Source organism: Paenibacillus sp. GbtcB18 (assembly GCF_019091125.1).
GTDB lineage: Bacteria > Bacillota > Bacilli > Paenibacillales > NBRC-103111 > Paenibacillus_F > Paenibacillus_F chitinolyticus.
Window position 1 is genome coordinate 383,656 of the sequence record NZ_JAGXJX010000001.1, and the last position, 24,001, is coordinate 407,656.

The window sequence follows — 24,001 nt, forward strand, 5'->3', positions numbered from 1 at the left end:
CTGAAATCGCTTATTTTTCGACTAATTACTACATAAAAATGCATAAAATTAGAAATTTTACGAGAAAATAAAACGTTTTCATCAAAATTCTCTTAATTTTATTAAGAAAAAGATTGATCTCCCAAAGCGGAAAATTTATTTTGATCCCCGTCAAATTCCCTGGTAGACTGTAGGAAATCTTCACGATTTAAATCATCTGGAGGCAAAAACAATCATGTCCATCCGTGCCCGTCTGCTTGCTTCCTTCACTTTGCTGCTTGTCGCCACGGTGCTGCTTTTTACGGCCGCCGCTTTTATCGTAACGACAGCAGTAACGGGTGATGTGAGGGGCATTTCTTCTTTTTATAACGTCCATCTCCGGTTGAAGCCGCTTACGACCGAACAGGAGACGCTATTTCTCGATCTTAAGCATCTTGCCAAAACGAAGCCCGAGGAACTGCTTGTACCGGACACCTACAAAGAATACGATTTTCAGCTAAAAGTCGCAAAGGCCTCCCTCCTGATCCGTAAAGGGTCCGGCAGCGCGTTTATTTCACCGGCGCTGGCGGAAAACCAACCCGCAGCCGTCCTGCCTCCGTACGAAGCGGAAAACGTGCACATGAGAAGCACTTTGCAGACGGGGAAAAACTTTTTCGGCTATGCCAAATACGACTTCCGGTTTGCGGACGGCGAACAGGGAAGGCTGTTCGTGTTCCGGGAGGTCAGCCCGTTCGCCGTTCTGATGAGCAAGCTGCTGCCTCTGTTCGTGTCGGTGCTGTTTCTGCTGCTCGTCGGCTCGAACATCTACATCTACCTGTTCCTCACCAGGCGGATGATCCGGCCGCTCAACCGCCTGCGCGCTTCGGCGGCTCGTATCCAGCGGGGAGACTTGCGGTTCCGGATCGAGCCGGGCGAAGACGAGATCGGGCAGGTTTCCGCGGCTTTCGAGGAGATGAGGGGGAAGCTTCAGGAATCCGAGGAGCTGCAGAAGCAGTACGAAAACAATCGCAAGGAGCTTATCGCCAACATCTCGCACGATTTGAAAACGCCCTTGTCCGCCATACGCGGCTATGTGGAAGGAATCCGGGACGGGGTGGCGGATACGCCCGACAAGCTCGAAAGTTATGTGGATATCATTTACAGCAAAGCGGAGGAAATGGATCACCTCATTGAGGAGCTGTTCCTTTATTCCCGGCTGGATCTCAATAAAGTTCCGTTTGCCCTGCAGGAAGTGGACCTGACGCGTTTTGTCGCGGACGTGGTGTATGAACTGCGTTTCGAGCTGGAAAAAGAGGGCGTCGGACTGGAAACCGACGGACACTCAACGGGGCCTTTGTATGTCCGGATAGATCCTATGCACATGAAAAGGGTCGTGAACAACGTAGTCGGAAACAGCCTTAAGTTTATGGAGGGGCCGCAAAAAACGATCGCTTTCGATCTCCGGCGGGACGGGGGAGCGGCTGTGCTTGAAATAACCGACACCGGTCCCGGGATCGATCCCGCGGCGCTGCCTCATGTATTCGACCGGTTTTACCGGGCCGAGACGTCCCGCAACCGGGAGTCGGGCGGCCAGGGACTGGGGCTCGCCATCGCCCAACAGATTGTCGACAACCACGGGGGAAGCATCTACGCGGAGAATGCCTCGGAAAACGCGTCTACGCAACATCCGCAGACAGGCACGCGGATTGTAATCCGGCTCCCGCTGCTGAAAGGAAATCATACCGATGAAAAAAATTCTGATCATTGAAGACGAGGCGACGATCGCCCAATTGCATAGGGATTACTTGAATTTGCACGGGTTTCAGGTCGAGATTTCGACCCGGGGAGACGACGGGCTGCACAAGGCGCTCACGGAAGGCTTTGATCTGATCGTCCTGGATCTGATGCTTCCCGGAAAAGACGGTTTCGAGGTATGCCGTCAAATCCGCATGGCCATGGAAGTTCCCATTCTCATCGTATCCGCCCGTAAAGACGAGTTCGATAAAATCCGCGGGCTCGGCATGGGCGCCGACGATTACATGACCAAGCCGTTCAGTCCGGGCGAGCTGGTTGCGCGCGTGAAGGCGCACTTAACGCGTTATGAAAGGCTGGTCGGGCTGAAGGAAACGGCGCCGGGAGAAATTCGTATCCGTGAACTGGCCATTGAACCGGAATCGCGCCGGGTTTATATCCGGGGGAAAGAAGTGCCGCTTCCCGCGAGGGAGTTCGATCTCCTGTTATTTCTTGCCCGTCACCCCAACCGGGTTTTCCGCAAGGAGGAAATTTTCGAAAAAATATGGGGAATGGATTCAATGGGGGACATTGCGACGGTAACCGTTCATGTGCGGCGTATCCGCGAGAAAATCGAGACCGATCCTTCCGCGCCGGAATATATCGAGACGATTTGGGGAGTCGGCTACCGGTTTTCGGGCTGACGGGGAGAGATGTTCGCTGTTTAGAAAAAGTTTCGAATTTGTTTCCGGGCCGTTTAGTTTCGTTCTGTAGGATGAAATCAAGAACTTATTACTCACCTTACAGGAGGAACTTTTATGAAAAAAACTTTGCTTCAACTGCTGACGGTTTCGGCTGTAGCCGCTTCGGTCATGCTTCCTTTGAATGCCGCTCCTGCTGCCGCATCCGCATCCGCTCAATCCGCCAAGACTCCGGCCGCGTCCGCGAACGGAGACCTTGCACCGGCTGGGCATTACTCGGACCATGGGAGATTGATGCTGACCCAGCAGGAGCTTGTCAGCCGGATCGCCCAGCTCACAGAGAAGAAACCTCTGGTCATTCAGCAGTGGCTGAAAAACTACGAGCCCGATGCGCGTGTCACTAAAGGGGAGGCGGCCCGTCTCGGATTTAAGGCAATTGCCCATATTCCGTCGGAGCATGCGGCCGTGACGGATATCAAGGTGCTGTCCGCGGCGACGCTTGAAATCACGTTCGATTCCCCTTTGACCGCGGCCGATGTGAATCTGGACAAAGCGAAAGCGAATTTTCAATTCGACAACGGGATGACGATCCGCAACGTTCCGCAGCTTAAGAACGGAGCCCGCTCCACGTATGTGGTGCCCGTAACCGTTCAGCAGCCGGGCAAAACATACAGCCTGACGTACAAAGGCAAAGCCGCAGGCAAGTTCACGGGCTCCGCCCACACGGTAAAATTAGCGGCAGCCCGGCAGGTAACGGCAGATACGTTCGAGCTGGAATCGTTCCGTAAAGACGGAGTGGTCGATTACGGATATGTGGTCGAGTCGTACTTCGGTACGCGCGGGGGGCTGGAAATGTACCTGAACGACCGCAACGCAAGCGGCGGAAAATCGTACGACATCATTTCCTCGCTCCGGGATATGTCCGTCACGCTCACGCCGGAGGGCGGGCAGCCGATCCGGGCCGCTTATGTTCCGTATACGCAGGCTACCGACGACAGACAGGCGCCGAAATTCCGCCTTCCTGCCGGACAGACGCTGACTCCCGGCGTAACATACAAGGTCACGTCAGATTGGGCGACTGTGACGGAAGCGTCTTTCACCGCCCGTTCCACCGCGCCTCTTGTGATCGCGTCCGCAAAAGCCGTCAGCCCGGCCTCCGTCGACATTACGCTTGCGGCCGACCCGCGTGACGAGCTGTTCTCCGGCCGCAGCGTAGAGCTGACGGACGGAGACGGCAAGAAGCTGACGGCCGTCTACAAGGTAACGAGCCGCAAAGGAGCGGTCGGCACGTTCGAGCTGCCGGCAGGCACGCAGCTGAGTCCCGGCAAGTCTTACACCGTCACGGCGTCCGGCTCGTGGGCAACCCAGCAGGGCAAGATCAGCTTGAACACCGATGCTTTGAAAAACAGCTAAACGCAAACTTCGAAAAGACCTCCGCGGAGGTCTTTTGCCTATAGAGTTTAAGGAGGCGGCTGCCGATGTTCATGCGAATCAATGGCTTTATCCCGGCTCTGATCGTCCCGGTTCTGATCTCCGCGGCTGCGTCCGGATGCGGGACGGCCGTCAGCCCGGACCCGGGAACGGCGCCAACGCCGGTATATCAAGAATCGCAAGTACCGGAAACGGAGGGGAATGGAAAGATGGAAATGCATAATGAAAAAAACACGCAGCTGCTGGAGGCGGCTGCGCAAGGTGACGCGGAGAAGGTGCGGACGCTGATCGGGGAAGGAGCCGATGTGGACGCGCGGGACAGCCAGGGGAATACGGCTGTAATGGCGGCCGCGATCAACCGGCGGCACGAAGTCGTCCAAGTGCTGCTGAAAGCCGGAGCGGATGTGAATATCCGCAACGACCGCTCCGACAATCTGTTCCTGTACGCCGGCGCCGAAGGGGATATGGAGCTGCTGCGGCTGGCCATATCCGCGGATGCCGATCCCGCTCTCACCAACCGGTACGGGGGGACGGCACTCATTCCCGCTTCGGAACGGGGGCATGTGGACATTGTGCGGGAGCTGCTCACCCGGACCCGGGTGGACGTGAATCATGTGAACCGCCTGGGCTGGACGGCGCTTCTGGAAGCCGTCATCCTCGGCGACGGAGGAGAAGCTCACCAGACGATTATCCGCCTGCTGCTGGAGCATGGGGCGGACGTCAACCTGCCGGACGGAGACGGTGTCACGGCTTACAGGCATGCCGTCTCCCGCAATTTCACGGCAATCGCCGCGATGCTGGAAGCGGCCGGAGGCCGCTAAAAGGCAGGCTGCCCCGATTTGTCATCTTCCCCCGTTGGTGGTATCGTAGAATGATAACCGACTAACATGATAGGGATAGAGCATCTCAAACGGGGGATAGAATCATGGCAAACATTGCAACGAATTTGACGCAGTTGATCGGCAACACACCGCTGCTGGAACTGGTGAATTTCAGTAAAAAACAACAAGTTGAGGCGCGTCTGCTGGCTAAGCTGGAGTATTTTAACCCGGCGGGCAGCGTAAAGGACCGCATCGGATACGCGATGATCAAAGACGCGGAAGAGAAGGGGCTGCTCCGTCCGGGATCCGTCATTATCGAGCCGACGAGCGGAAATACGGGCGTCGGCCTTGCTTTCGCGGCCGCGGCCCTCGGCTACAAGCTTATCATCACGCTGCCGGAGAGCTTCAGCATCGAGCGCAGGAAGCTGCTTGCGGCGCTTGGCGCGGAGCTTGTTCTGACACCGGCGGAAGAGGGGATGTCGGGCGCGATCCGCAAGGCGGAGGAGCTTGGGGCCGAACTGCCGGGCGCTTTCGTGCCGCAGCAGTTCGAGAATCCGGCGAATCCGGACGTACACCGCCGGACGACCGCTGAAGAAATCTGGCGGGATACGGACGGGGCCGTCGATATATTTGTCGCCGGAGTCGGTACGGGCGGAACGGTTTCCGGGGTCGGACAAGCGCTCAAAGCGAAAAATCCCGCGGTGAACATCGTCGCCGTGGAGCCGGCTGATTCGCCTGTCCTGTCCGGGGGAAAAAGAGGCATGCACAAAATCCAGGGAATCGGAGCCGGCTTCGTGCCGGGAAATTTCGATTCCTCCGTGGTCGACGAGATTTTGACCGTGAAAAACGAGGAAGCTCTTACGACGGCCCGTCTGCTGGCGAGAAACGAAGGGCTGCTCGTCGGAATTTCTTCCGGAGCGGCCGTTCATGCGGCTTCCGTGCTGGCGGAGCGCCCGGAGAACAAAGGCAAGACGATCGTAGTCCTGCTGCCCGATACCGGGGAACGCTACCTGTCTACCGATTTGTTCCAGGAAGAGTAGGATGGGGGGTCCTCTCCCAACCCGCATAAAACACTTTAAGGCAGCCACCTGAATCGTGGCTGCCTTATTTGGCGTCTTAAGCGTTCCGCCGCTCGTCTTACAAGCCGTGCTCCGCCGCATGCCGGCCCCAATGCGGTCTTCTGCCGTCGACATCGCTGAAGCCGTATTCGTCGGACAATCCCCAGCTCGTCAGCACCTTGCCCGACTTCGTGAATTTGTCCGGATCGGCGGCAAGCGCGGCGATTCCCCGTCCGATATAGAACGGAGTTTCGGACTCGCTGTAATGAGGCTCCTGCGCGATGGCGTCTCTCCAGTTTTCTTCTTTGACGCCGAAATGATCAAGCATCGCTTCCGAGCGCAGAAAACCCGGGGTGACGGCTGCCGCCGTTACTCCGTGCGGCTTTAGATCCGCGGCCATCGCCTCCGCCAGGTGAATGGCGGAAATTTTGGCCAGACTGTAATATAAGTTCCCCCGGTAGCGGTAATCGAAACCGTCTGTAATTTCGAGAATCATGCCCTGCTTGCGGGACACCAGCAAAGGGGCCCCGTAATAGCTGGTGAGCATATGGGAACGAACCGCACGCTCCTGAATGAGAAGTCCGTCCTGCAGGGAATGCTCCCAAAACGATTTTCCCCACTCGGTCAAAGGATCTCCGCCCCACACATCGTTCACCAGGAGGTCGAGCCTGCCGTTCTGCTCCAGTTTTACCCGCTCGAAGAGCGCTTTGACATCTTCTTCTACCGTGTGATCCACGCGGACGGCGATTCCCCAGCCTCCTTTAGCGGTCACAAGCTCGGCCGTTTCCTCGATCGTTTCGCTGCGCCCCATGTTGGAGAGGTTTCCCCGGACACTGCGCCCCGTGCAGTACACGGTCGCTCCCGCCTCCCCGAGCATGGCTGCAATGCCTCTCCCGACGCCGCGAGTCGCTCCTGCCACTACGGCGATCGTTCCTTCCAGTGGTTTCGATTTCATCGCGATCTCTCCTTTTTGGTCTCAACTAACAGCGGATTGCTGTAGCTGTGCAGGCAGCGGATCGATTAGCCGCCCGCAACCTGTACCCAGTATAAGAGGGGATATATGACAACCCTTGTCATAATTGCTATAGTAAATTGAACGAAAAGCCCTGCGCGTTCAGAACTGCCGATCGGGAATAACGGCCAAGCAAATCCGGGTCAACCAAAACCGCTGCGGAAAGAGAATGGCCGGGGATGCCTAAAAAGGGAAGAAAAGAGGAATAACGATGAGAGCCGACCGATTGCTGTCTCTTTTATTATTGCTGCAAAACCAGGGGAAAATGTCGTCCCGCGAACTCGCCGAGAAGCTTGAGGTGTCGGAACGGACCATTTTCCGGGACATGGAGGCGTTGAGCGCGGCGGGCATTCCGGTTTATGCGGAGCGGGGGTCGGGCGGTGGATGGTCCCTGACGGAAGGCTACCGCACCCGGCTGACCGGCATGAAAGCGGAAGAAATCGCGACGCTTCTGATCGCGAACGATTCCGCCCTGCTGTCGGATCTCGGCATGAGCAGCGAATACGACAGCGCCTTCCAGAAGCTGCTGGCCGCTTCGCCTGCGTCCATGCGGCAGGAAACGGAGCGCGTCCGGCAGCGCATCCACATCGACGGGGCGGGCTGGCACCGCTCGGCGGAGCAGCTTCCCCATCTTCCGCTTGTACAGGAAGCGGTGTGGGAGGAGAGGAAGCTGCTCATCCGCTACCGGCGCGACGACCGGATCGCGGAGCGGCTCATCCATCCGCTCGGCCTTGTCGCCAAAGGCAGCATCTGGTATGCGGTTGCCGAAGCAGAGGGAGAGATGAGAACCTACAGAATCTCCCGGCTGCTTGACGCGGAGCTCACGGAGGAACATTTTACAAGGCCCGCGGCATTCGATCTTGCGGGGTATTGGGAACAGTCACTGAAAGAGTTTACGGCAAAGCTTCCGCGCTATCCCGCAAAGATTCAAATCAGGGAGCCGGAATTTCACCGCTTTTCGAGAGAACGGTTTGCAAAAGTACGGAATCTTAGCGAGGCCGTTAACGGCTGGGTGGAAGCGGACACCGAATTCAATACGTTGGAATCGGCAATAGGCATCCTGCTCGGTTACGGCAGCAGCGTGTATGTTCTCGCACCGGAAGAACTTCGTTTGGGATTAATCGCGGTGACGAGAGAGATATTGAAGCTTTACGACAATAAGGCGAATAAAGAGCTATGAAGAAGATTTAAGGGGTGGTAAAATATAACAAATGGGCAGAGAAAACCGTTAAAAGAGTAAAACCGGGTATAAAAGTGCCTGTTTTCGTTTCCGTCAAACTAGTGGATGGTCCGATCCAGTTATTCATGCAGGTTATACTTATCTATATTTCGCTCACAAGTTTCATAGTGACGCTTTACGGAGAAAATATACAGCATGCTTATGTTTTCGGCGTCCCTACTCATTTAACGTTCCGCTTCCGCGATAAGGGAGCAATGGAGGCTCTAAGCAGCTGGGAAGAGGCCCGGAACATCGCTTTTACCCGCAAAAGCTTTATAAGATGGATCTAAGCTCTAGTTACAGGAAGGAAGATGGAAGTGGATAGTGGTGCAACTGCTGCGGTAAATCCGTTCGTACTGGTTCAAATGCTGATGATGGCGGGGTACGTGGTCCTGCTTGTACTAGGGATCGTTCTTCTGATCGTGTTAATCAGGCTCGCCCTCAAAGCGAACAAAGCTCTTGATACGTACATGGCATCCAAGCCAAATACGGTGGTGCTCCCGCAGGAAATGAAGGAGATCTGAATGGTTCCGCTGAAAATCAGGCTGGTTTATAACGTCATCTTTTTGGGTACGTTCGGAGTCCCTTTTTATTTCGTGTACCAATTCATTTTCTTCGACTCGACGACACACCCGGCCCAAACGATCTATTTTGGTCTGATCTCTCTGGCGGGGATGAATATCCGGCTTCGTGAAAAACTATTGTATGTTCCCCAGAAAGAATCCCGCAAAAAGAAAATGTTCGTGGGTGTGCTCGGCCTAAGTATGTTAACCGGTGTCTTCGCTTATTACGAAGGCTGGCAGACGGCCTTGCAGAAAGTGCCGCTTGGGATGCTGCTTATTATGGGAGGGCTGTATGCGGGGCACAAACTGCAAGAAAAGCTCATCTCCGTCCGGTTTCGAAAGGACAACATTCCGGAGGAAAGTTCCGTATCCTCTTAGGATTGCGGTCCCGCCTTACCCCGGACCAACGCTAGGAATCACAGGCTTTCCTATAGAAAGAACCCTAACAGGCCTTAGAAAACCGCGATTATCGCGGTTTTCTAAGGCGGTCGCCATGGCTTTAACCTGTAATCATAGTTATGCAGATAAGCGTCTCCCATGGTACGGTATCGCTTGATCATACCGCTTAATATGCTGTCGACTAGCCGTATTTTGCTGATCGTCGTGGGAGTCTGAAACCATAGACCGTGCTTACAATCGATGCAGGGATAATTTTATATTGATTAACGGTTCCAAGCACGGTAAGATTTGTAAAATCAAGAGTCGTTGGGAGGAAGGCCGTTTGTCAGATGAACGACCAGCATACATGGACCATCCGATGGTCAACATTCCGGGCGGAGAAATCGAATTAAGAGACGACCGTGTCCATACCAAATGGAAAGCCGAAATAAGACCGTTTCTGCTTGCCCGTTTTCCTGTAACCGAGGGGCTTTACAAGGCAGTTACGACGAATTCACCCTATACACTGGACGAAAATTTGAAGCCGGTTGTGAATATTTCCTGGGAGGAAGCCGTTTCTTTTTGTAATTTATTTTCACGGCAGGCCGGACGGAAAGAATGTTATTCGATAGGCGGAGACGGTAAAACGATCCTGTGCGATTGGGAGGCGGATGGCTACCGGCTTCCTACGGAAGCGGAGTGGCAGTACGCATGCAAAGCGGGGACTGCCGGTTACAGATACGGAGATCTGGATGAGATAGCGTGGTACAACGAAAATTCGGACGGCGGGGCACACGAAGTAGGGACCAAAGAACCGAACGCCTGGGGACTTTACGATATGCTGGGGAATGTCTGGGAGTGGTGCTGGGACGTCTATGACGAAAAAGTGTACGGCTCCTACCGGATTTTCCGCGGAGGCAGTTGGGCGGAAGAGGCCAGGGGCTGCGGGGCAACGTGCCGTCGCCGGAGCCATCCGACCTTTGGCATAGACGATCTAGGATTCCGCCTGGCCCGGTCGAGTTAATTTCCGAGGGGCAGCGGTTGCAAAAAACTAGCGGGTATGCTACTATGTCAATAATTTACTGAATGGAGTTGAAGAGGATAATGTAAAATTTCTTGCTTATAATAATAAAACATAATAGCGAGAATGATCGCTAGTTTTATGTATTATTATGCAAGAAAGTTACATCTCCTTTTCAACTCAAATCGGATATACAGGTCTGACCCCGTCGCGGGTCGGATTTGTTTTTATATTTGAGCTGCGGGAAAGGTAACTTTCTTGCAGCTCTTATTTTTTTATTCAAAGGAGGAGGATTCTATCATGTCATTGATTAGAGTCTCTAACCTGACTTTCGCTTATGACGGCAGTTACGATAACATATTCGAAGAGGTAAGCTTTCAGATCGATACCGATTGGAAATTGGGTTTTACCGGGAGAAACGGCCGTGGGAAGACCACGTTTCTGAATTTGCTGCAGGGCAAGTACGAATACAGCGGAACGATTTCCGCCCAGGTTCAGTTTGAATATTTTCCTTATCCGGTGGATCACAAGGAAAATCTGACGCTGGATGTGATCTCCGACATTTTTCCGGATTATGTTCATTGGGAACTGATGCGCGAGCTCTCCTTGCTCAAAGTTTCCGAGGATGTGCTGGACCGGCCATTTGACTCGTTGTCGAACGGGGAGCAGACGAAAGTGATGCTGGCGACTTTGTTTCTTAAGGAGAACAGCTTTCTGCTTATTGACGAACCGACCAACCATCTCGACATGGAAGCGCGCAAACTGGTCAGCAGCTATCTGAGGAACAAAAACGGATTTATTCTGGTCTCTCACGACAGGGCTTTTCTCGATCATTGCGTCGATCACATTCTGTCCATTAACAAGACGAATATCGAGATCCGGAAAGGCAACTTCTCGGACTGGTGGACAAACAAAGAAATGCAGGACGAATTTGAGCTTGCGGAGAACGAAAAGCTGAAAAAAGACATCAAGCGGCTGTCAGATGCGGCCAAACGGACAAATAACTGGTCGCATGAGGTCGAGAAGACGAAAAACGGGACAAGAAATTCCGGTTCCAAGGTAGATAAAGGATACATCGGTCATAAGTCTGCCAAAATGATGAAACGCTCCAAAAACATCGAGCAAAGACAGCAGTCCGCGATTGAAGATCGTTCGCAGCTCCTGAAAAACATCGAAAGCTCCGAAAGCTTGAAGATTTCCCAGCTAGTTTATCACAAAAACCAGCTTGCCGAGCTTGACCACGTGTCGATTCAATACGGGGATAAGACGGTCTGCAGCGATATCAGCTTTACGGTGGAGCAGGGAGAGCGGATTGCGCTTTCGGGTAAAAACGGCTCCGGAAAATCAAGTATTCTGAAACTGATTCTCGGCGAAGATATCGACTATACGGGCACTTTCCGAAAGGGGAGCGGGCTGAAGATATCCTACGTATCGCAGGATACCGCCCATCTGCGGGGAAGCTTATCCGACTACGCCCGGGAAAACGGGATAGACGAAAGCCTGTTTAAATCAATCTTGAGAAAATTGGATTTCGCGCGGGTCCAATTCGAGAAGGACATTTCGTCCTATAGCGGGGGGCAGAAGAAGAAGGTGCTGATCGCCAAAAGTCTGTGCGAGCAAGTTCATCTGCATATCTGGGATGAGCCGCTTAACTTCATCGACGTCATCTCACGGATGCAAATTGAAGAGCTGCTGCTCGAACACAAGCCGACCCTACTTTTTGTGGAGCATGACCGTGAATTTTGCGACAATATCGCGACCCAGGTAGTGGAGCTTTAACTTCTTTGGACACATTAGATAACTTTGTCACCGCATAGATCGGTAAATTTAATGCGAGAAAGCGTCTGCGTGTACGGTGCTTTCTCGCATTTCTTTGTGAATCCGCCCGTAATCTAACATCCTGACATGGAAAAAATAAACGAGCAGAGCAAGTGCTCTGCTTGTTTATTTTTTAAGATGTATAGATGTACGACGTTGGTATTAGCAGCGACCCTGTTATTGGAGTCGTCTTTATGCATCAGTTGCTCAGTCTCTACCCGATTACGAAAATCGGTCATAGTGCGATGGATTAATTGTAATTCCGGAGGTAGACCGTGGCCGATGAAGAACTATAAGAAGTTACTTTTGCATAGTAAGAACATCCTTCTTGCATATAAACAACGCTACTATCTTCAGTTTTTGAAGGTGAAGTATTCAAAGTAAGAAGCTTATCTCCTCTCCCCGGACAAGCTTGCCACAGATCGGCAGTCGCTAGTCCTTGAGATTGTAGGGTGATTTTACCGGCCTTGTTTGCCCCTGCAATATTTCTCGTGTAGTCCGGCGCTGATTGTGTCACAGTTAGGGAAGTGGAATCACCAGGGACAGCTAATGCTGAGCTTGCACCTACAACAGTCAGTATGGCAGTTAAACCTAAAGACAATAAACTTTTTTTCAATATAAACACCTCCTATATTTGTAAAATAAAGATAACATCGCCATTTTATTGGGTCAATCGCTTACTGGAATTAAGTCATTTTATTACCAAAAAAAGTAATGAAAGTTCAATTTTGTTTGTGTATTTAGAAGGATGCGACCTAAGTAGTGGAGCTTCAACTTTTATTGGCATACTCGAACACCGCAGTCCTTCAGGACTGCGGTGTTTTTTTGTGCGCAACTTCAATTAGTTGAATTCAATTGTTTTTCTCTGCTCTCTTGGGGTCACAAATTATTTTCCCTAACGCGGTATACACATTTTCCTGCCCCGGCCAAAATATACTCGACACGTTCAACGAGAACATGCTCTCCGAGGAGGGTATTAAATAATTGCAGTTCATTCTTACATAACCCGGTACATGCGGCAGCAGCTTCACAGATCGGACAATGCTTCTCAATAAACAAAAAGCTTCCGTCGCCTTGATCCTTGACCTCGGCCATATAGCCTTCGACGGTTCGGATTTCGGCCAGTTTGTCCAGCTTTTCTCTTACGCCAGATGCGCCGTCAAGGTGCTGGAGATATTGCTCCTGCATATTTTTATTCCGGACAGCCAGCAGCTTGTCCAGCCCCTCGTTTCCGAAAGCCTCTTTCATGGAATGGATCAGACTGACGGATAACTCGGAATATCCGCTAGGAAAAAAACGATCAGCCTCGGGAGTTAATCTCCACAGCTTTGTCGGCCGGCCCATGGGGCGGGCTTCTTCTTCGTAAGTAACCAATCCTTCTTCTTTCAGCGCATTTAAATGTTGACGAATCGCCATTCCAGATAGCGAAAATTTAGAGGATAGTGCCACAACATCCGTTCCCCCCTGCTGCTTGAGCAGATCAATGATCGCTCTCCGGGTACTAGTCGAGGCATCCTTATGGGTTCGATTTCGGTTCATCATGAATCTCCTTATTCAGCAGCGGGATCTAGTTCACTTTCTACATTTTAAACAAAAATGTTGACAAAGTCAAAATCGGACTGTAATTTAAACTTTATCAACATAAATGTTTACTAAGTATCCGGATACGATGTATACATAAAAATTTTCTTGGAGGTCACTTTTCATGACGTCTAGTTCTCAAAGCATTTTCAGCCCGCGTTATTTTGCGTTGTCCATAGGAATCATACTGTCGGTGATGGCAGTCGGATTCGAAGGGTTATCGGTCACGACGATTGCCCCTTCCATTGCCGGTGACTTGAACGGCCTTGACCTATTCGGCTGGATATTCAGTACTTATCTGCTTGCGCAGATTATCGGCACCTTGGTCGTCGGTCGAATCATTGATAGACAAGGACCAGCAGCACCGTTCACTTTCGCGCTTATTTTGTTTGTCGTCGGGCTGATCGCTGCCGCAACGGCAGGCGATATGTATACGATGATAGGGGCGCGGGCTATGCAGGGTTTAGGGGCCGGAGCTATGATGACTTGCGTGTACACGGCAATATCCTTAAGTTATCCCGATGAATTGCGTGCCAAAATCCTCGGCGCATTCGGTACTGCCTACGTTCTTCCGTCCATGCTCGGTCCGTACGTTGCGGGTCTTATCGCGGATCAATGGTCCTGGCGGTTTGTTTTCTGGGGAATACTGCCGATCCTGATTGTTTCGGCACTGCTGAGTTTACCTGCATTCAGGAAATTAAAAACACAGGGGACACAAGGGGATAGCGGGGCTTCAGCCACATGGCTGGCCTTACTGTTAACGGTAGGTACGGGGATTTTCTTGGTGGGTCTAAGCATGCTGCCGATCTTTACGGGGTTTGTTTTAGTCCTTATCGGCTTAGCGCTGATGGGATATCCGCTGCTCAATTTGCTTCCCAAGGGCACTCTTGCTTTCCGAAGAGGCATGCCGGCTATTCTGGCGACACGCGGACTGTTCTTCGCTGCCTATGCCAGCACACAAAATTTCTTGGTATTGGCTTTAATCGATGTGAAAGGGATTACTCCTTCTCAGGCCGGATTAATTGTAGCGAGCGCCGCGTTAAGCTGGTGCCTCATTGCCTATTTGCAAGGACGCTGGGATGCGGCGGACCAAGGCCGGGGACGTCATACAAGAATTATTCTGGGTGTGCTGCTGCTTGCAATTGGAATTGCCTTGGTATTTTGGGTGCCTGTTGTGACAGTGGCCGTTGCGGTTACCGGCCAAATCATAGCCGGAATCGGAATTGGACTTGCGCATCCTATTAGCGGGGTTGTGGCATTTTCCCAAACGGGGAATGGAGATGTTGGAGAAACTTCGGCAAATCTGCAATTCGCGGATTCTTTTACACCTGGCGTGGTCATCGGGATAGGCGGCTCTATTCTTGTCGTTTGTCAAGCCGCAGGGATGTCGCTGCAATCCGGATTAATTGTAACGATGGGCTTTCATCTCTTGTTAATCGTAACGAGTCTATTCGCCAGCACCCGGATCAGACCGGCAAACTAACCTAAAAAATAAGCCTTTTAAAAATACAAATACAGCCGTTCCATGTCCTTTGTGAGGTGGAACGGTCCATACAAGCCATATTAGATCGGCTCCTGTTGCAAACATACCGGCTAACCCCAAATGACGTTCAAAGGAGAAATACAACGATGATAGAGGTCAGTGAAGCGGCATCAGAAAAAATCGTCGAAATCTTATCAAGTGCTAATGCCCGAAATTCTTTTCTTAGAATAGGCGTTGAAGAGGGGGGATGCAGCGGTTTATCCTATAAGCTTATAGCGGATGAGCAGAAAACAGAAGGTGATATCTTACTAAATAAAGGTGAATTTAGTCTATTGGTTCATACGAATAGTATTCCATATATAGAAGGTCTTCAAATTGATTATGAAGAAAGAGGAATGATAGGCGGTTTCACCTTGAATAATCCTAATGCAAAAGCTTCATGTGGATGTGGAGCTAGTTTCAGAATGGAAAATTACCGTGGGGAAGTTAAAAAATGTGAGTAGCCTATGAAGGCCAACTTGGTTTCAAACGTAAATATGTAAGGTGTTAAGAAATGGGATGGCCCGGGACGGAATCGTACCGCCGACACTAGGATTTTCGGTCCTATGCTTCTGAGGAGTCATTTTCTAGGCTTTACGGCACTCTTGACGAATGCGGGAACAGTCCGAAAGACTCCTTTTGTGAGAGAAGGTCTTTTATTCTTTCATGAAATCCCGTATATTTTTCAAAAGGAGTAAAGGAGCTGCCCGTATGAAGGAAGAACTGCGAGAACTGAATTTGAAGGAAGGCTCGGATATCTTTGAAATGACGCGTGAAATCGGCCTGGGGGCGAACGGGTTCGTGAACAGCTTTTACAGCGAAACCCGGGACGAGTTTTACAATCTGCTGCTTAAAAATTATAACATGGCCCGGGCGAAGCAGCTGCCGGAGGGGCTTGTCCCGCAAACGGTGTATTGGCTTTACGCGGACGGCAGACCCGTCGGCTACGGGAAAATGCGCCACGCGCTGAACGGCCAGCTCAAGAAACGGGGCGGCCACATCGGTTATGTCATCCGCCCGACGGAACGGGGCAAAGGCTACGCCAAGCTGCTGCTGCAGCTCCTGCTTCGGGAAGCCGCCGTCAAAGGCATACATGAAGCGCTGCTGACCTGCAACGAAGATAACGCGCCGTCGCGCCGGGTGATCGAAAGCTGCGGGGGCGTTCTGCAGGACACCATCGACGGCATTTGCCGCTACCACGTTCCCGCCGGGCGGGTACTCGGATCGACCGGCACGTAGCCGATTTACCGGACGCGTAGAACGGGCCGGGCATTAAAGCGGTTAAGCCGCTTACCGCTCCCGCCATGTTCAACCCATAAAAATACCCTCCATCCCGATAAGCGGATGGAGGGTATTCGTGTTATTTCGCCTTCGCGAACCTGCCCGGCACATCGGCGGAGGCGGTCCGGCTCGTCGTGCTTTCGTTATGCAGCCGGTCCAGCGCGGTCACGACATAACGCAGGGGCTTCCCGGCCGGGGCGGCGCGGTCGGTGAACGACTGGGCCCCGCTTCCGCTTCTGCGGACGGTGCCGATCAGGCGTGGAGCTTCGGAGCCGCTGCCTTCGGCGCGGTAGACGGCATAGTAGGCCGGGTTCCCACCGCCGTCGCGCCAGTCCAGGCGGACGCCGTCCGCGGTGCCCTCGGCGGTGAGAGCCTTCGGCGGCTGGGGCGCCGCGCTTCCCAGCCAAGGCATGGGCGGCACCAGCGCCGGGCTGGCATACAGCTCCGTGTTCAGCCGGTCGCGGAATCCGAGGGGATTGCGGCGGATATCCTTGAGACTGAACAGGATGCTGCCGCTGATTTTGCCGGCGCTGCGGGCGTTGAACTTGAGCTGATCCGGCAGCTCGTCGGGGTTTTGCCAGCCCGGCGGGTCCTGCTGGCCGATTTTGAAGGGCGCGTGCCCGATGTACAGTTGGACCGGTTTGCCCTCGGTTTCTTTGATCCACCAGTCGGCCAGCTTATCGTAGGCGGCGGGCTTGAAGCCGAAGTTCCAATACAGCTGCGGAGCGATATAATCGACCCAGCCGGCGTTGATCCATGCTCTCGTATCCGCAAAAAGCGTGTCGTAATTCGTCGTGCCCGCCGTCGTTTCCGATCCGGTCGGGTCCGCATTCTGGTTGCGCCATACGCCGAACGGAGAAATACCGAATTTGACGTAGGGCTTTTCCTTTTTGATGGCGGCGTGAATGGCTTCAACGAGCCGGTTTACGTTATCCCTGCGCCAATTGGGCTTGGAGCTGAATTCCGATTTTCCATATGTTTGGTAAGCGGAATCGTCGGGAAAATCTTTGCCTTTTTCGGGATACGGATAAAAATAATCGTCGAGATGAACGGCGTCGATATCGTATTTTTTGACCACTTCGGTAATGCCGGCCACGACAAAATCCCTGACCTCCGGTATGCCGGGGTTGTAATAGCGGGTTCCCGCATAAACCGCCACCCAGTCGGGGTGCTTCAAAGCCGGATGATCGGCGGCAAGCTTCGCGGTATCTTTGGTTTTTCCGATGCGGTATGGATTGAACCAGGCGTGGAATTCCAGGTTGCGCTTGTGCGCTTCCTCGACCATAAAAGCGAGAGGGTCATATCCCGGTGACTGGCCTTGTTTCCCCGTCAGGACATCCGACCAGGGGCCGTACTCGGAAGGATAAAGAGAGTCGGCGTTGGGCTTGACCTGTACGATGACGGCGTTCATGCCCACATTCTTGGCTTCGTCCAGCATGGCGATGAACTCCTGCTGCTGCTTGGCGGCGGACAGCCCTTGGCTCGACGGCCAGTCGATGTTCCAGGCCGTGGCGATCCAGACGGCCCGGAGCTGCCGGGGGGCGGATAAAGCCTGATTTTCCGCTTGTGTAATCGAGCCTGTCTTAGAGCCCGCGGCGCTCAGCGTTTGGGCCAGCAGCGATTTCCGGCCCTCCAGGGACCCGGTCAGAAGCACGAGCAAGGCTGCTGTAAAGGCTAATGCGACCAGTGCGGCGATGTGCTTTTTGTTCATGAGTGAAGACATCCTCCTTGCAGGTGATACCCCATTCTATGAGGGGACAACCGACTCTATGACGAAAAAAGCCAAAGGGAGAGATGCTAGAGTGTTCACAAAGAGTGTTCACAAAGCTGCAATAAGCGGTGTGATTGGAATCACCCGGGAAAGGGATGTGATTTTTTATACTGAGAACAAGAACGAACACGAAGGGGAGATTAATGATGTTGAAACCCGAAACGATCGCCATTATCAAGTCCACCGTACCGGTGCTGGAAGTACACGGAAAAGCCATTACGACCCGGTTTTACGAAAAGCTGTTCAAGAGCCACCCGGAGCTGCTGAATCTGTTCAACCACGGCAACCAGAAGCAGGGTCGGCAGCAGACGGCTCTGGCCAACGCAGTGTATGCGGCGGCCGTTCATATCGACCGGCTTCATGAAATCATGCCGGCCGTCAAGGGGATTGCCCACAAGCACGTTAGTCTGGGCGTGACGCCGGAGCAGTATCCGATTGTCGGCGAGAATTTGCTCGCGGCGATCTCCGAGGTGCTCGGCGAGGCGGCGACGCCGGAGATTCTCGGCGCTTGGAAAGAGGCATACTCCGTAATCGCCGGGGCTTTTATCGGCGTGGAGACGGAAATGGCGGATAAGGCACTCCATCAGCCGGGAGGCTGGGCGGGATACCGCAAGTTTACGGTGCAGAAGAAAACGCCGGAAAGCGGGAACATCACGTCGTTTTACTTGGTACCGGAGGATGGGGGAGCGCTGGCGGCATTCGAGCCGGGTCAGTATGTGACCGTGCAGATGAAAATCCCCGGACGGGAACATCTCGTGAACCGTCAGTACAGCTTGTCGGACCGTCCTGGACTGCCGTATTACCGGATCTCGGTGAAGAAGGAGACGGGCACGGATACCCGCGAGCCGGGAGTCGCGTCGACTTATCTTCACGAAGACGTGCGGGAAGGCGACACACTACTGCTTTCCGCTCCCGCCGGCGATTTTACGCTTAACCGTTCCGCGGATACGCCGGTCGTGCTCCTGTCCGCTGGAGTCGGCTTGACGCCGATGATAAGCATGCTGAGAACGATCCGGTCCGAGCAGCCGGCGCGGTCCGTGACGTTCATCCACAGCGCTGCCTACGGCGGACTGCACGCCATGAAGGACGCGATGACAGCGGCGGCGGATGAAACCTGCCTGCGCACGCATATCTGCTACACGCACCCGACGGAAGAAGACAAAGCCGAGGGAGCCTTTCATTCGGAAGGCCGGCTGACGGCGGAGAAGCTGAAGGAAATAACGGCGGAAGCCGGCGGACATGCCGACTATTATATTTGCGGCCCCGTTTCGTTTATGCGCGACATGATCGGGCATTTGCGGAAGCTGGGTGTCCGGCCGGAATCCGTTCACAATGAATTTTTCGGTCCGTCCCTCGTCCTATAATAAAAAAACGGGTCCGCTATGGCGGACCCGTTTTCTTGGCGCTTATCGCTGCTTCCGGAGAAGCCGGTTGACCGTCTCGCGCCGCAGACCGACGAGCTGCCCGATCTCTTCCTGGGTCAGCACATCGCCAAGCGGAATGTCCCCGACATAGCGGGCGAACCACTGACCGAGCAGCTCGATTTTGCGGGCGGGGGTGAGCGCGGTAAGCTGATCGATGCGCTGCTGCATCACCCTCAGTTTCTCTTGCAGCACAAGAGCGGCATCCCGGTAGCGGAGAGGATTCTCTTCAAGACCGGCGTACCACTGCGCGGCCGGAATGACTTCGACTTCGCTTGTAATCAGAGCGATCGCGGTCCCGTGGTATTCTTTGGGCGTGAGCAGCGAATGATGCGGAATCAGCTCGCCGGGGTTCAGAATGTTGAACAGAAACTGTTCCCCGTTCTCCTGAAGGCGAACGACTTTAAATAGACCGCTTCGGATGCGGAACAAGGGACCTTGTTCGCCTTGGCGGAACAGCACCTCGCCTTTATGTAAAATCATCGGGGAACCCGCCTTTCTTTTTGTTCATAGAAATGTAGAAAGAATGTACCGTTTTCGCCCAGTTTCCGGTTATAATCGAGGAAGGATCTTTACAGGATACCGGAAAACCAATTTTATCGAGGTGGAAAACGTCGTGGCAACAACTTCTTTGGACGCGTTAACAACCGGCATGTTCGTAACGAGCCTGCTGCTGATCCTTTTTATCGGGTCAATGGTCAGCATGAGCATCATGCGGTTTTTTCAGAAAAAGAAAGTCCAGGGGGCCGTCTACCTCGTAGTCGGCCTCGCGGCCCTCGTAACGTTCATCGTCATGGCTTCGGGATGGAGTTCGTAACCGTCCGGCCCCGGTTAAAAAATTCGCCTGCCCGTCTTCCCGAGAAGGAAGCGCGGACAGGCGTTTTTTTGTGCCGTACCAAAAAAGTGCGCAAAGCCGGTAAACCCGGGTAAACCGGATTTGTCCGCAAAATCCGTTACTTGTTCATAACCTGCAAAATTTCGTACAGGAGAAAGAGCAGGGCAATGACGTACAAGGTTGCGGAAACCTGGCGGCCTTTACCGGCGGCAAGCTTCACGACCGGGTAAGCGATAAAGCCGAACGCGATTCCGTCGACGATGCTGTAAGTCAGCGGAATCATCGCGATCACGAGAAAAGCGGGAAACGCTTCGCTGAAATCCTCGAAAGGGATCGCTTTAATGCTGCCGAGCATAAGCGAGCCGAGGATAATCAGCACGGGCGCGATCGCGCTGTCCGGAATGGCCTGAAGCAGCGGCACCGCAAAGTAGGAGCCGAGAAACAGCACGCCGGTGAACACGGCGGTCAGACCCGTGCGTCCGCCGGAAGCGATGCCGGCCGAGCCTTCGACCGCAGATACGGTCGGACTCGAGCCGAGCAGCCCGGCGGCCACGTTCGACACCGCCGCGGCCTGAAACGCGCGGCGGTAGGTGTCCGGGCGCCCGAAGCTGGCCGTCTGGCTGTGGATCAGGCCCAGATTCTCGAAGACGATGACCATCGCCATCGAGAAGGCCGCGATCCAGAACGGAAGCGACCATAGGCTCCCGAAGGAAAGCGCGCCGAAGACGGCGGCGGCATCGCGAAGCCCGAACCCGGGGCCTTCCGCAGCCGGGTTGACCAGGCCGAGCAGCCAGGCGACGGCGGTTCCGAACACGATGGCGATGAGGAAGCTGCCGTTCACCCCGCGGACGTACAGCACGGACATGAGGGCGAGCGTCAGCAGGGTCACGACCGCTTCGGGACTGCCGAGATCGCCCAGCGCGATAAACGTCGAGGCGCTCGGCACGACGATCCCGCTTTTTTGCAGCCCGATAAACGTCAGGAACAGCCCGATGCCGACCCCGATCGCTTCTTTCAGCGTATGCGGGACCGATTGCGAGATCCGCCCGGCCAGCCCCGTGAAGGCGACCAGGCAGAAGAGAAGCCCCGAGACGAAGACGGCCGCAAGCGCTTCCTGCCACGACAGTCCCATCGTATGCACGACCGTGTACGTGAACAAGGCGTTGATCCCCATGCCCGGGACGATAACAAGCGGCGTGTTGCTCCACCAGCCGACCAGCCAGCAGCCGACGAACGAAGTGGCGATGGTGGCGATCATCCCCGCTTGAACGGGAATTCCGGCGTCCGCAAGAATCGCGGAATTGACAATAATAATATAGACGCTGGTCACGAATGACACCAATCCGGCCATGAGCTCGCGGCGCACGGTCGTTCCGTGGGCTTTAAGCCCGAACCGGCGATCGAAAAAACGTACCAACATTCATCCTTCTTTCTGAAGTATCCCTCGCCCCACCCTCGAAACGCCGGGTATGAAAATCCGTATCCGTTTCGCTTGAATCATTATAACCAGAAACACCTATGGAAGCTACCGTTATTGTGTTAGTATGGCAGCTTTCTCTCTAAAGTATCGAAGGGGGTGGACAAGCCAAGCTTCCGCAAGTCGGGCCGAACTCCGTCACAGCCCGGATCAGGATATTCTTGCACAGGGAAACTGCGTGAAACGATGAAACGATGACAAAAAGCCCTATCACAGTTCTAGATCAAATCTCCGTTGGCGTGCCGGCCGAAAAATAATGACGGATGAAGTCCCGGAATTTTTGCGCGGCTTTGGACAAATAGCGCTTTTCGTGCCAGGCCAGCTGGTAAGAGCTTAAACAGACGGGGTCCGTAATCGGAATCCGCACCATTAGAGCCGTCGGCGGCTCTTCGCTGCGGTTGCAGGCTCCTACGAAGGCGACGCCGAGACCCGCCTGAACGAGCGCCGCTTTGGCCGACGGTTCGTTGACTTCGCACGCGAAATCGGGCGTCATGCCCGCCTGCCGGAACAGCGCGTCGTCCCTTTTGCGGAAGACGTGCTCTTTTTTGTACCCGATAAAAGACTCCCCGGCCGCTTCGTTCAATGTGATGCTCGTACGGTCCGCCAACCGGTGCCCGGGCGGTACGGCCAGAAAAACTTCCTCGCTGAGGATCGGCTCCTCGACAATACCGGGGCGGCCGACCGGATAAGCGGTGAAGCAGAAATCCGCTTCCCCGCTTTCGAGCATCCCGGCCAGCTCCTCCGTCGGTGCCTGTGTGAGACGGAAGCGGACATGGGGATACAGCGCGAGGAATTCGCCCAAAGGACCTGACAGCCGGTTAAGGACCGGCGAAGCGACGGAGATGCTTCCCTGCTCCATCCCGGCCAGATCCTCGACCTCTTTGCGGCCTTCTTCCAGTGCGGTGAGGGCGACCTCCGTTTTTTTCAGGAAGGCTTTCCCGAACGCGTTGAGGGTGATTTTCCGTCCTTGGCGGTCGAATAAAGGCACGCCCAGATCGTCCTCGAGACGGGCGATTGTTTTGCTCAGCGCGGGCTGGGCGATGTGGAGCTCTTCGGCGGCTTTGGTCATGTGCTGGAGCCTGGCGACTGTGCGGAAGTACTGGAGCTGTAAAATTTCCATACGCCCCTCCTCTTATATACTCTATGGAATAAGTAATATGCGGTAAGATGTATTTTTTATTATGAGATCTTCATTATAAAATGCAGATAAGGGTGCAGGCAACAACTGAAAATGAAGCGCAGGCGGCCTATCGTGCAGCACGTGCTGCCGCATAAAGAGGAGGAAACATGGATGAAAGCAATGGGGTTTACCAAGTTCGGCTCTCCGGAGGTTCTGGAACCGATGGAGCTTGCAACGCCGCAGGCAGGCGAAGGGGAAGTGAGAGTGCGGGTTAAGGCGGCTGGCGTCCAGCCGGTCGATTGCGCGATCCGCACGGGGTTCCGGCCCCAGGGCGTAACCATATCGCTGCCTCACGTGACCGGCGGCGAGTTCGCGGGCATCGTGGATCAGACGGGGAGCGGCGTTACCGCGTTCGCGCCCGGGGACGAAGTACTCGGCTTCCGCATGCAGTACACGTACGCCGAATATGTCGTCGTCCCTCAGGAGCAGCTCGTCCGGAAGCCGGCCGCGATGCCGTGGGACGCGGCGGGCGGCCTGTCGGGAGCGGGGCAGACGGCTCTCACGGCGCTGGAAGAGCTGGCCGTCGGTCCCGGCGATACGCTGCTGATCAACGGGGCTGCGGGCGGGGTCGGGACCGTTGCGGTACAGGCGGCCCGCGCGAAGGGAGCCGCCGTGATCGGGACCGCCAGTCCCGCCAACCACGACTATTTGCGCTCGATAGGAGCCATGCCTGTCACGTACGGGCCGGGACTTGCGGAGCGTGTCCGGGCACTCGCGCCGGGCGGAGTAGACGCCGCTCTGGATGCGGGGGGAGCGGACGGGCTGCTTGCGGCGGCGGAACTCGTTGCCGACCGGAACCGGATCGCGACGACGGTCGCCTTCGAGCTTGCCGGCGAACTCGGCGTCCGCTGGATCCGCAGCAGACGGTCGGCGCAGCGGCTGGCCGAGCTGGTTGAGCTGTATACCCGGGGACAGCTCCGCATTCACATCCGGAGAGCGTACCCTTTGAGCCAAGCCGCCGAAGCGCACAGAGAGATGGAGACCGGTCACGGCCGGGGTAAAATCGTGCTGACGCTGGAAGATTGAAACCTCCACGAAGGCAGAGAGAAAAGCCTGTTGAATCATTCAACAGGCTTTTTCGGCGCCGAAGACGATCTGGTGAGCCGGCGAAGGAGCTTTGATCGGCTCTACGGATTGGAGCTGCGCCTGCGTCTTCACGGCAGTGCCTACGTTCACACGGCCTGCGCCCCGGGTGCGGTTTCGAGCGGACGCATGCACGGGG

The 24,001-nt window shown here is 54.5% G+C and carries 25 protein-coding genes; 17 read left to right on the forward strand and 8 right to left on the reverse strand.

Annotated elements, in window-relative coordinates; translation table 11 throughout:
* Positions 1-214: 214 nt before the first annotated feature.
* The 5 genes from KVT34_RS01880 (at position 215) to cysK (ending at position 5,682) form a co-directional block, all read left to right on the forward strand.
* Entirely contained in the window at positions 215-1,726 is a 1,512-nt protein-coding gene (locus KVT34_RS01880) for a sensor histidine kinase (protein WP_217556384.1), read from the forward strand.
* Positions 1,704-2,393: a response regulator transcription factor gene (locus KVT34_RS01885; RefSeq protein WP_217556385.1), complete on the forward strand. Its 690-nt coding sequence runs from the start codon at positions 1,704-1,706 to the stop codon at positions 2,391-2,393. The genes KVT34_RS01880 and KVT34_RS01885 overlap by 23 nt, the downstream gene beginning before the upstream one ends.
* 114 nt (positions 2,394-2,507) lie before the next feature.
* Entirely contained in the window at positions 2,508-3,803 is a 1,296-nt protein-coding gene (locus tag KVT34_RS01890) for a hypothetical protein (protein WP_217556386.1), read from the forward strand.
* Between the two features lie 65 nt (positions 3,804-3,868).
* On the forward strand, positions 3,869-4,642 hold the full coding sequence (locus tag KVT34_RS01895) for an ankyrin repeat domain-containing protein (RefSeq protein ID WP_217556387.1): 774 nt from the start codon (positions 3,869-3,871) through the stop codon (positions 4,640-4,642).
* Positions 4,643-4,746: 104 nt separating this feature from the next.
* Positions 4,747-5,682, forward strand: a complete 936-nt coding sequence (cysK, locus tag KVT34_RS01900; RefSeq protein WP_217556388.1) for a cysteine synthase A — start codon at positions 4,747-4,749, stop codon at positions 5,680-5,682.
* Positions 5,683-5,779: 97 nt separating this feature from the next.
* Here the strand turns inward: cysK and KVT34_RS01905 are convergent, their stop codons facing one another.
* On the reverse strand, positions 5,780-6,655 hold the full coding sequence (locus KVT34_RS01905; RefSeq protein WP_217556389.1) for an SDR family oxidoreductase: 876 nt from the start codon (positions 6,653-6,655) through the stop codon (positions 5,780-5,782).
* Positions 6,656-6,923: 268 nt separating this feature from the next.
* Here KVT34_RS01905 and KVT34_RS01910 point away from each other — a divergent pair, with 268 nt between their 5' ends.
* The 6 genes from KVT34_RS01910 (at position 6,924) to KVT34_RS01935 (ending at position 11,672) form a co-directional block, all read left to right on the forward strand.
* A complete protein-coding gene (locus tag KVT34_RS01910) occupies positions 6,924-7,892 on the forward strand; it encodes a helix-turn-helix transcriptional regulator (protein WP_217556390.1) in 969 nt (322 codons plus the stop codon).
* Between the two features lie 14 nt (positions 7,893-7,906).
* Complete coding sequence (locus KVT34_RS01915) at positions 7,907-8,221, forward strand: hypothetical protein (RefSeq protein WP_254634500.1); 315 nt, start codon at positions 7,907-7,909, stop codon at positions 8,219-8,221.
* Positions 8,222-8,242: 21 nt separating this feature from the next.
* Positions 8,243-8,455, forward strand: a complete 213-nt coding sequence (locus KVT34_RS01920) for a hypothetical protein (RefSeq protein ID WP_217556392.1) — start codon at positions 8,243-8,245, stop codon at positions 8,453-8,455.
* Entirely contained in the window at positions 8,456-8,872 is a 417-nt protein-coding gene (locus KVT34_RS01925; RefSeq protein WP_217556393.1) for a hypothetical protein, read from the forward strand.
* A 367-nt stretch (positions 8,873-9,239) separates the two neighbouring features.
* Entirely contained in the window at positions 9,240-9,896 is a 657-nt protein-coding gene (locus tag KVT34_RS01930) for a formylglycine-generating enzyme family protein (RefSeq protein ID WP_483311424.1), read from the forward strand.
* Positions 9,897-10,193: 297 nt separating this feature from the next.
* Positions 10,194-11,672 (forward strand): Lsa family ABC-F type ribosomal protection protein, encoded by a 1,479-nt coding sequence (locus tag KVT34_RS01935; RefSeq protein WP_217556394.1) that lies wholly within the window; start codon positions 10,194-10,196, stop codon positions 11,670-11,672.
* A gap of 289 nt (positions 11,673-11,961) precedes the next feature.
* Here KVT34_RS01935 and KVT34_RS01940 read toward each other — a convergent pair whose 3' ends face one another.
* Together KVT34_RS01940 and KVT34_RS01945 are read right to left on the reverse strand one after the other, a co-directional pair.
* Positions 11,962-12,327 (reverse strand): hypothetical protein, encoded by a 366-nt coding sequence (locus KVT34_RS01940; RefSeq protein WP_217556395.1) that lies wholly within the window; start codon positions 12,325-12,327, stop codon positions 11,962-11,964.
* Between the two features lie 263 nt (positions 12,328-12,590).
* Positions 12,591-13,250: a helix-turn-helix transcriptional regulator gene (locus KVT34_RS01945; protein ID WP_217556396.1), complete on the reverse strand. Its 660-nt coding sequence runs from the start codon at positions 13,248-13,250 to the stop codon at positions 12,591-12,593.
* Positions 13,251-13,416: 166 nt separating this feature from the next.
* On the opposite strand from KVT34_RS01945, the gene KVT34_RS01950 reads away from it, so the two are divergent.
* From KVT34_RS01950 to KVT34_RS01960, 3 genes are all read left to right on the forward strand, one after another.
* Entirely contained in the window at positions 13,417-14,775 is a 1,359-nt protein-coding gene (locus KVT34_RS01950) for an MFS transporter (protein WP_217556397.1), read from the forward strand.
* A 146-nt stretch (positions 14,776-14,921) separates the two neighbouring features.
* The gene (locus KVT34_RS01955; protein WP_217556398.1) at positions 14,922-15,278 is read left to right on the forward strand and encodes a HesB/IscA family protein; all 357 of its coding nucleotides are present in this window, start codon (positions 14,922-14,924) and stop codon (positions 15,276-15,278) included.
* Between the two features lie 247 nt (positions 15,279-15,525).
* Positions 15,526-16,053, forward strand: a complete 528-nt coding sequence (locus KVT34_RS01960; protein ID WP_217556399.1) for a GNAT family N-acetyltransferase — start codon at positions 15,526-15,528, stop codon at positions 16,051-16,053.
* Between the two features lie 121 nt (positions 16,054-16,174).
* Here KVT34_RS01960 and KVT34_RS01965 read toward each other — a convergent pair whose 3' ends face one another.
* A complete protein-coding gene (locus tag KVT34_RS01965) occupies positions 16,175-17,806 on the reverse strand; it encodes a glycoside hydrolase family 10-like protein (RefSeq protein ID WP_217556400.1) in 1,632 nt (543 codons plus the stop codon).
* A gap of 206 nt (positions 17,807-18,012) precedes the next feature.
* Here KVT34_RS01965 and hmpA point away from each other — a divergent pair, with 206 nt between their 5' ends.
* A complete protein-coding gene (gene hmpA / locus KVT34_RS01970) occupies positions 18,013-19,230 on the forward strand; it encodes an NO-inducible flavohemoprotein (RefSeq protein ID WP_217557222.1) in 1,218 nt (405 codons plus the stop codon).
* Between the two features lie 42 nt (positions 19,231-19,272).
* On the opposite strand, the gene KVT34_RS01975 is transcribed toward hmpA, so the two are convergent.
* Positions 19,273-19,770 carry a Crp/Fnr family transcriptional regulator gene (locus KVT34_RS01975; RefSeq protein ID WP_217556402.1) on the reverse strand — a complete coding sequence of 166 codons (498 nt, stop codon included), beginning with the start codon at positions 19,768-19,770 and terminating at the stop codon, positions 19,273-19,275.
* Between the two features lie 133 nt (positions 19,771-19,903).
* Between KVT34_RS01975 and KVT34_RS01980 the strand changes: the two genes are divergently transcribed.
* Complete coding sequence (locus KVT34_RS01980; protein WP_103995322.1) at positions 19,904-20,104, forward strand: hypothetical protein; 201 nt, start codon at positions 19,904-19,906, stop codon at positions 20,102-20,104.
* 136 nt (positions 20,105-20,240) lie between these two features.
* On the opposite strand, the gene KVT34_RS01985 is transcribed toward KVT34_RS01980, so the two are convergent.
* A complete protein-coding gene (locus KVT34_RS01985) occupies positions 20,241-21,539 on the reverse strand; it encodes an NCS2 family permease (protein ID WP_483311425.1) in 1,299 nt (432 codons plus the stop codon).
* Positions 21,540-21,822: 283 nt separating this feature from the next.
* Complete coding sequence (locus tag KVT34_RS01990) at positions 21,823-22,719, reverse strand: LysR family transcriptional regulator (RefSeq protein ID WP_217556404.1); 897 nt, start codon at positions 22,717-22,719, stop codon at positions 21,823-21,825.
* A 171-nt stretch (positions 22,720-22,890) separates the two neighbouring features.
* On the opposite strand from KVT34_RS01990, the gene KVT34_RS01995 reads away from it, so the two are divergent.
* A complete protein-coding gene (locus KVT34_RS01995; protein ID WP_217556405.1) occupies positions 22,891-23,805 on the forward strand; it encodes an NADP-dependent oxidoreductase in 915 nt (304 codons plus the stop codon).
* A 39-nt stretch (positions 23,806-23,844) separates the two neighbouring features.
* Here KVT34_RS01995 and KVT34_RS02000 read toward each other — a convergent pair whose 3' ends face one another.
* Positions 23,845-23,997: a hypothetical protein gene (locus KVT34_RS02000; protein WP_217556406.1), complete on the reverse strand. Its 153-nt coding sequence runs from the start codon at positions 23,995-23,997 to the stop codon at positions 23,845-23,847.
* Positions 23,998-24,001: the final 4 nt, after the last annotated feature.

Bases quoted from the DNA above. Each gene is read 5' to 3' on its own strand.
- hmpA (WP_217557222.1), top strand. From the start codon at position 18,013: ATGTTGAAACCCGAAACGATCGCCATTATCAAGTCCACCGTACCGGTG.
- KVT34_RS01905 (WP_217556389.1), bottom strand. From the start codon at position 6,655: ATGAAATCGAAACCACTGGAAGGAACGATCGCCGTAGTGGCAGGAGCG.
- KVT34_RS01890 (WP_217556386.1), top strand. From the start codon at position 2,508: ATGAAAAAAACTTTGCTTCAACTGCTGACGGTTTCGGCTGTAGCCGCT.
- KVT34_RS01895 (WP_217556387.1), top strand. From the start codon at position 3,869: ATGTTCATGCGAATCAATGGCTTTATCCCGGCTCTGATCGTCCCGGTT.
- KVT34_RS01960 (WP_217556399.1), top strand. From the start codon at position 15,526: ATGAAGGAAGAACTGCGAGAACTGAATTTGAAGGAAGGCTCGGATATC.
- KVT34_RS01945 (WP_217556396.1), bottom strand. From the start codon at position 13,250: ATGAACCGAAATCGAACCCATAAGGATGCCTCGACTAGTACCCGGAGA.
- KVT34_RS01950 (WP_217556397.1), top strand. From the start codon at position 13,417: ATGACGTCTAGTTCTCAAAGCATTTTCAGCCCGCGTTATTTTGCGTTG.
- KVT34_RS01880 (WP_217556384.1), top strand. From the start codon at position 215: ATGTCCATCCGTGCCCGTCTGCTTGCTTCCTTCACTTTGCTGCTTGTC.
- KVT34_RS01975 (WP_217556402.1), bottom strand. From the start codon at position 19,770: ATGATTTTACATAAAGGCGAGGTGCTGTTCCGCCAAGGCGAACAAGGT.
- KVT34_RS01925 (WP_217556393.1), top strand. From the start codon at position 8,456: ATGGTTCCGCTGAAAATCAGGCTGGTTTATAACGTCATCTTTTTGGGT.
- KVT34_RS01955 (WP_217556398.1), top strand. From the start codon at position 14,922: ATGATAGAGGTCAGTGAAGCGGCATCAGAAAAAATCGTCGAAATCTTA.
- KVT34_RS01995 (WP_217556405.1), top strand. From the start codon at position 22,891: ATGAAAGCAATGGGGTTTACCAAGTTCGGCTCTCCGGAGGTTCTGGAA.
- KVT34_RS01935 (WP_217556394.1), top strand. From the start codon at position 10,194: ATGTCATTGATTAGAGTCTCTAACCTGACTTTCGCTTATGACGGCAGT.
- KVT34_RS01990 (WP_217556404.1), bottom strand. From the start codon at position 22,719: ATGGAAATTTTACAGCTCCAGTACTTCCGCACAGTCGCCAGGCTCCAG.
- cysK (WP_217556388.1), top strand. From the start codon at position 4,747: ATGGCAAACATTGCAACGAATTTGACGCAGTTGATCGGCAACACACCG.
- KVT34_RS01910 (WP_217556390.1), top strand. From the start codon at position 6,924: ATGAGAGCCGACCGATTGCTGTCTCTTTTATTATTGCTGCAAAACCAG.
- KVT34_RS01920 (WP_217556392.1), top strand. From the start codon at position 8,243: ATGGAAGTGGATAGTGGTGCAACTGCTGCGGTAAATCCGTTCGTACTG.
- KVT34_RS01885 (WP_217556385.1), top strand. From the start codon at position 1,704: ATGAAAAAAATTCTGATCATTGAAGACGAGGCGACGATCGCCCAATTG.
- KVT34_RS01930 (WP_483311424.1), top strand. From the start codon at position 9,240: ATGGACCATCCGATGGTCAACATTCCGGGCGGAGAAATCGAATTAAGA.
- KVT34_RS01965 (WP_217556400.1), bottom strand. From the start codon at position 17,806: ATGAACAAAAAGCACATCGCCGCACTGGTCGCATTAGCCTTTACAGCA.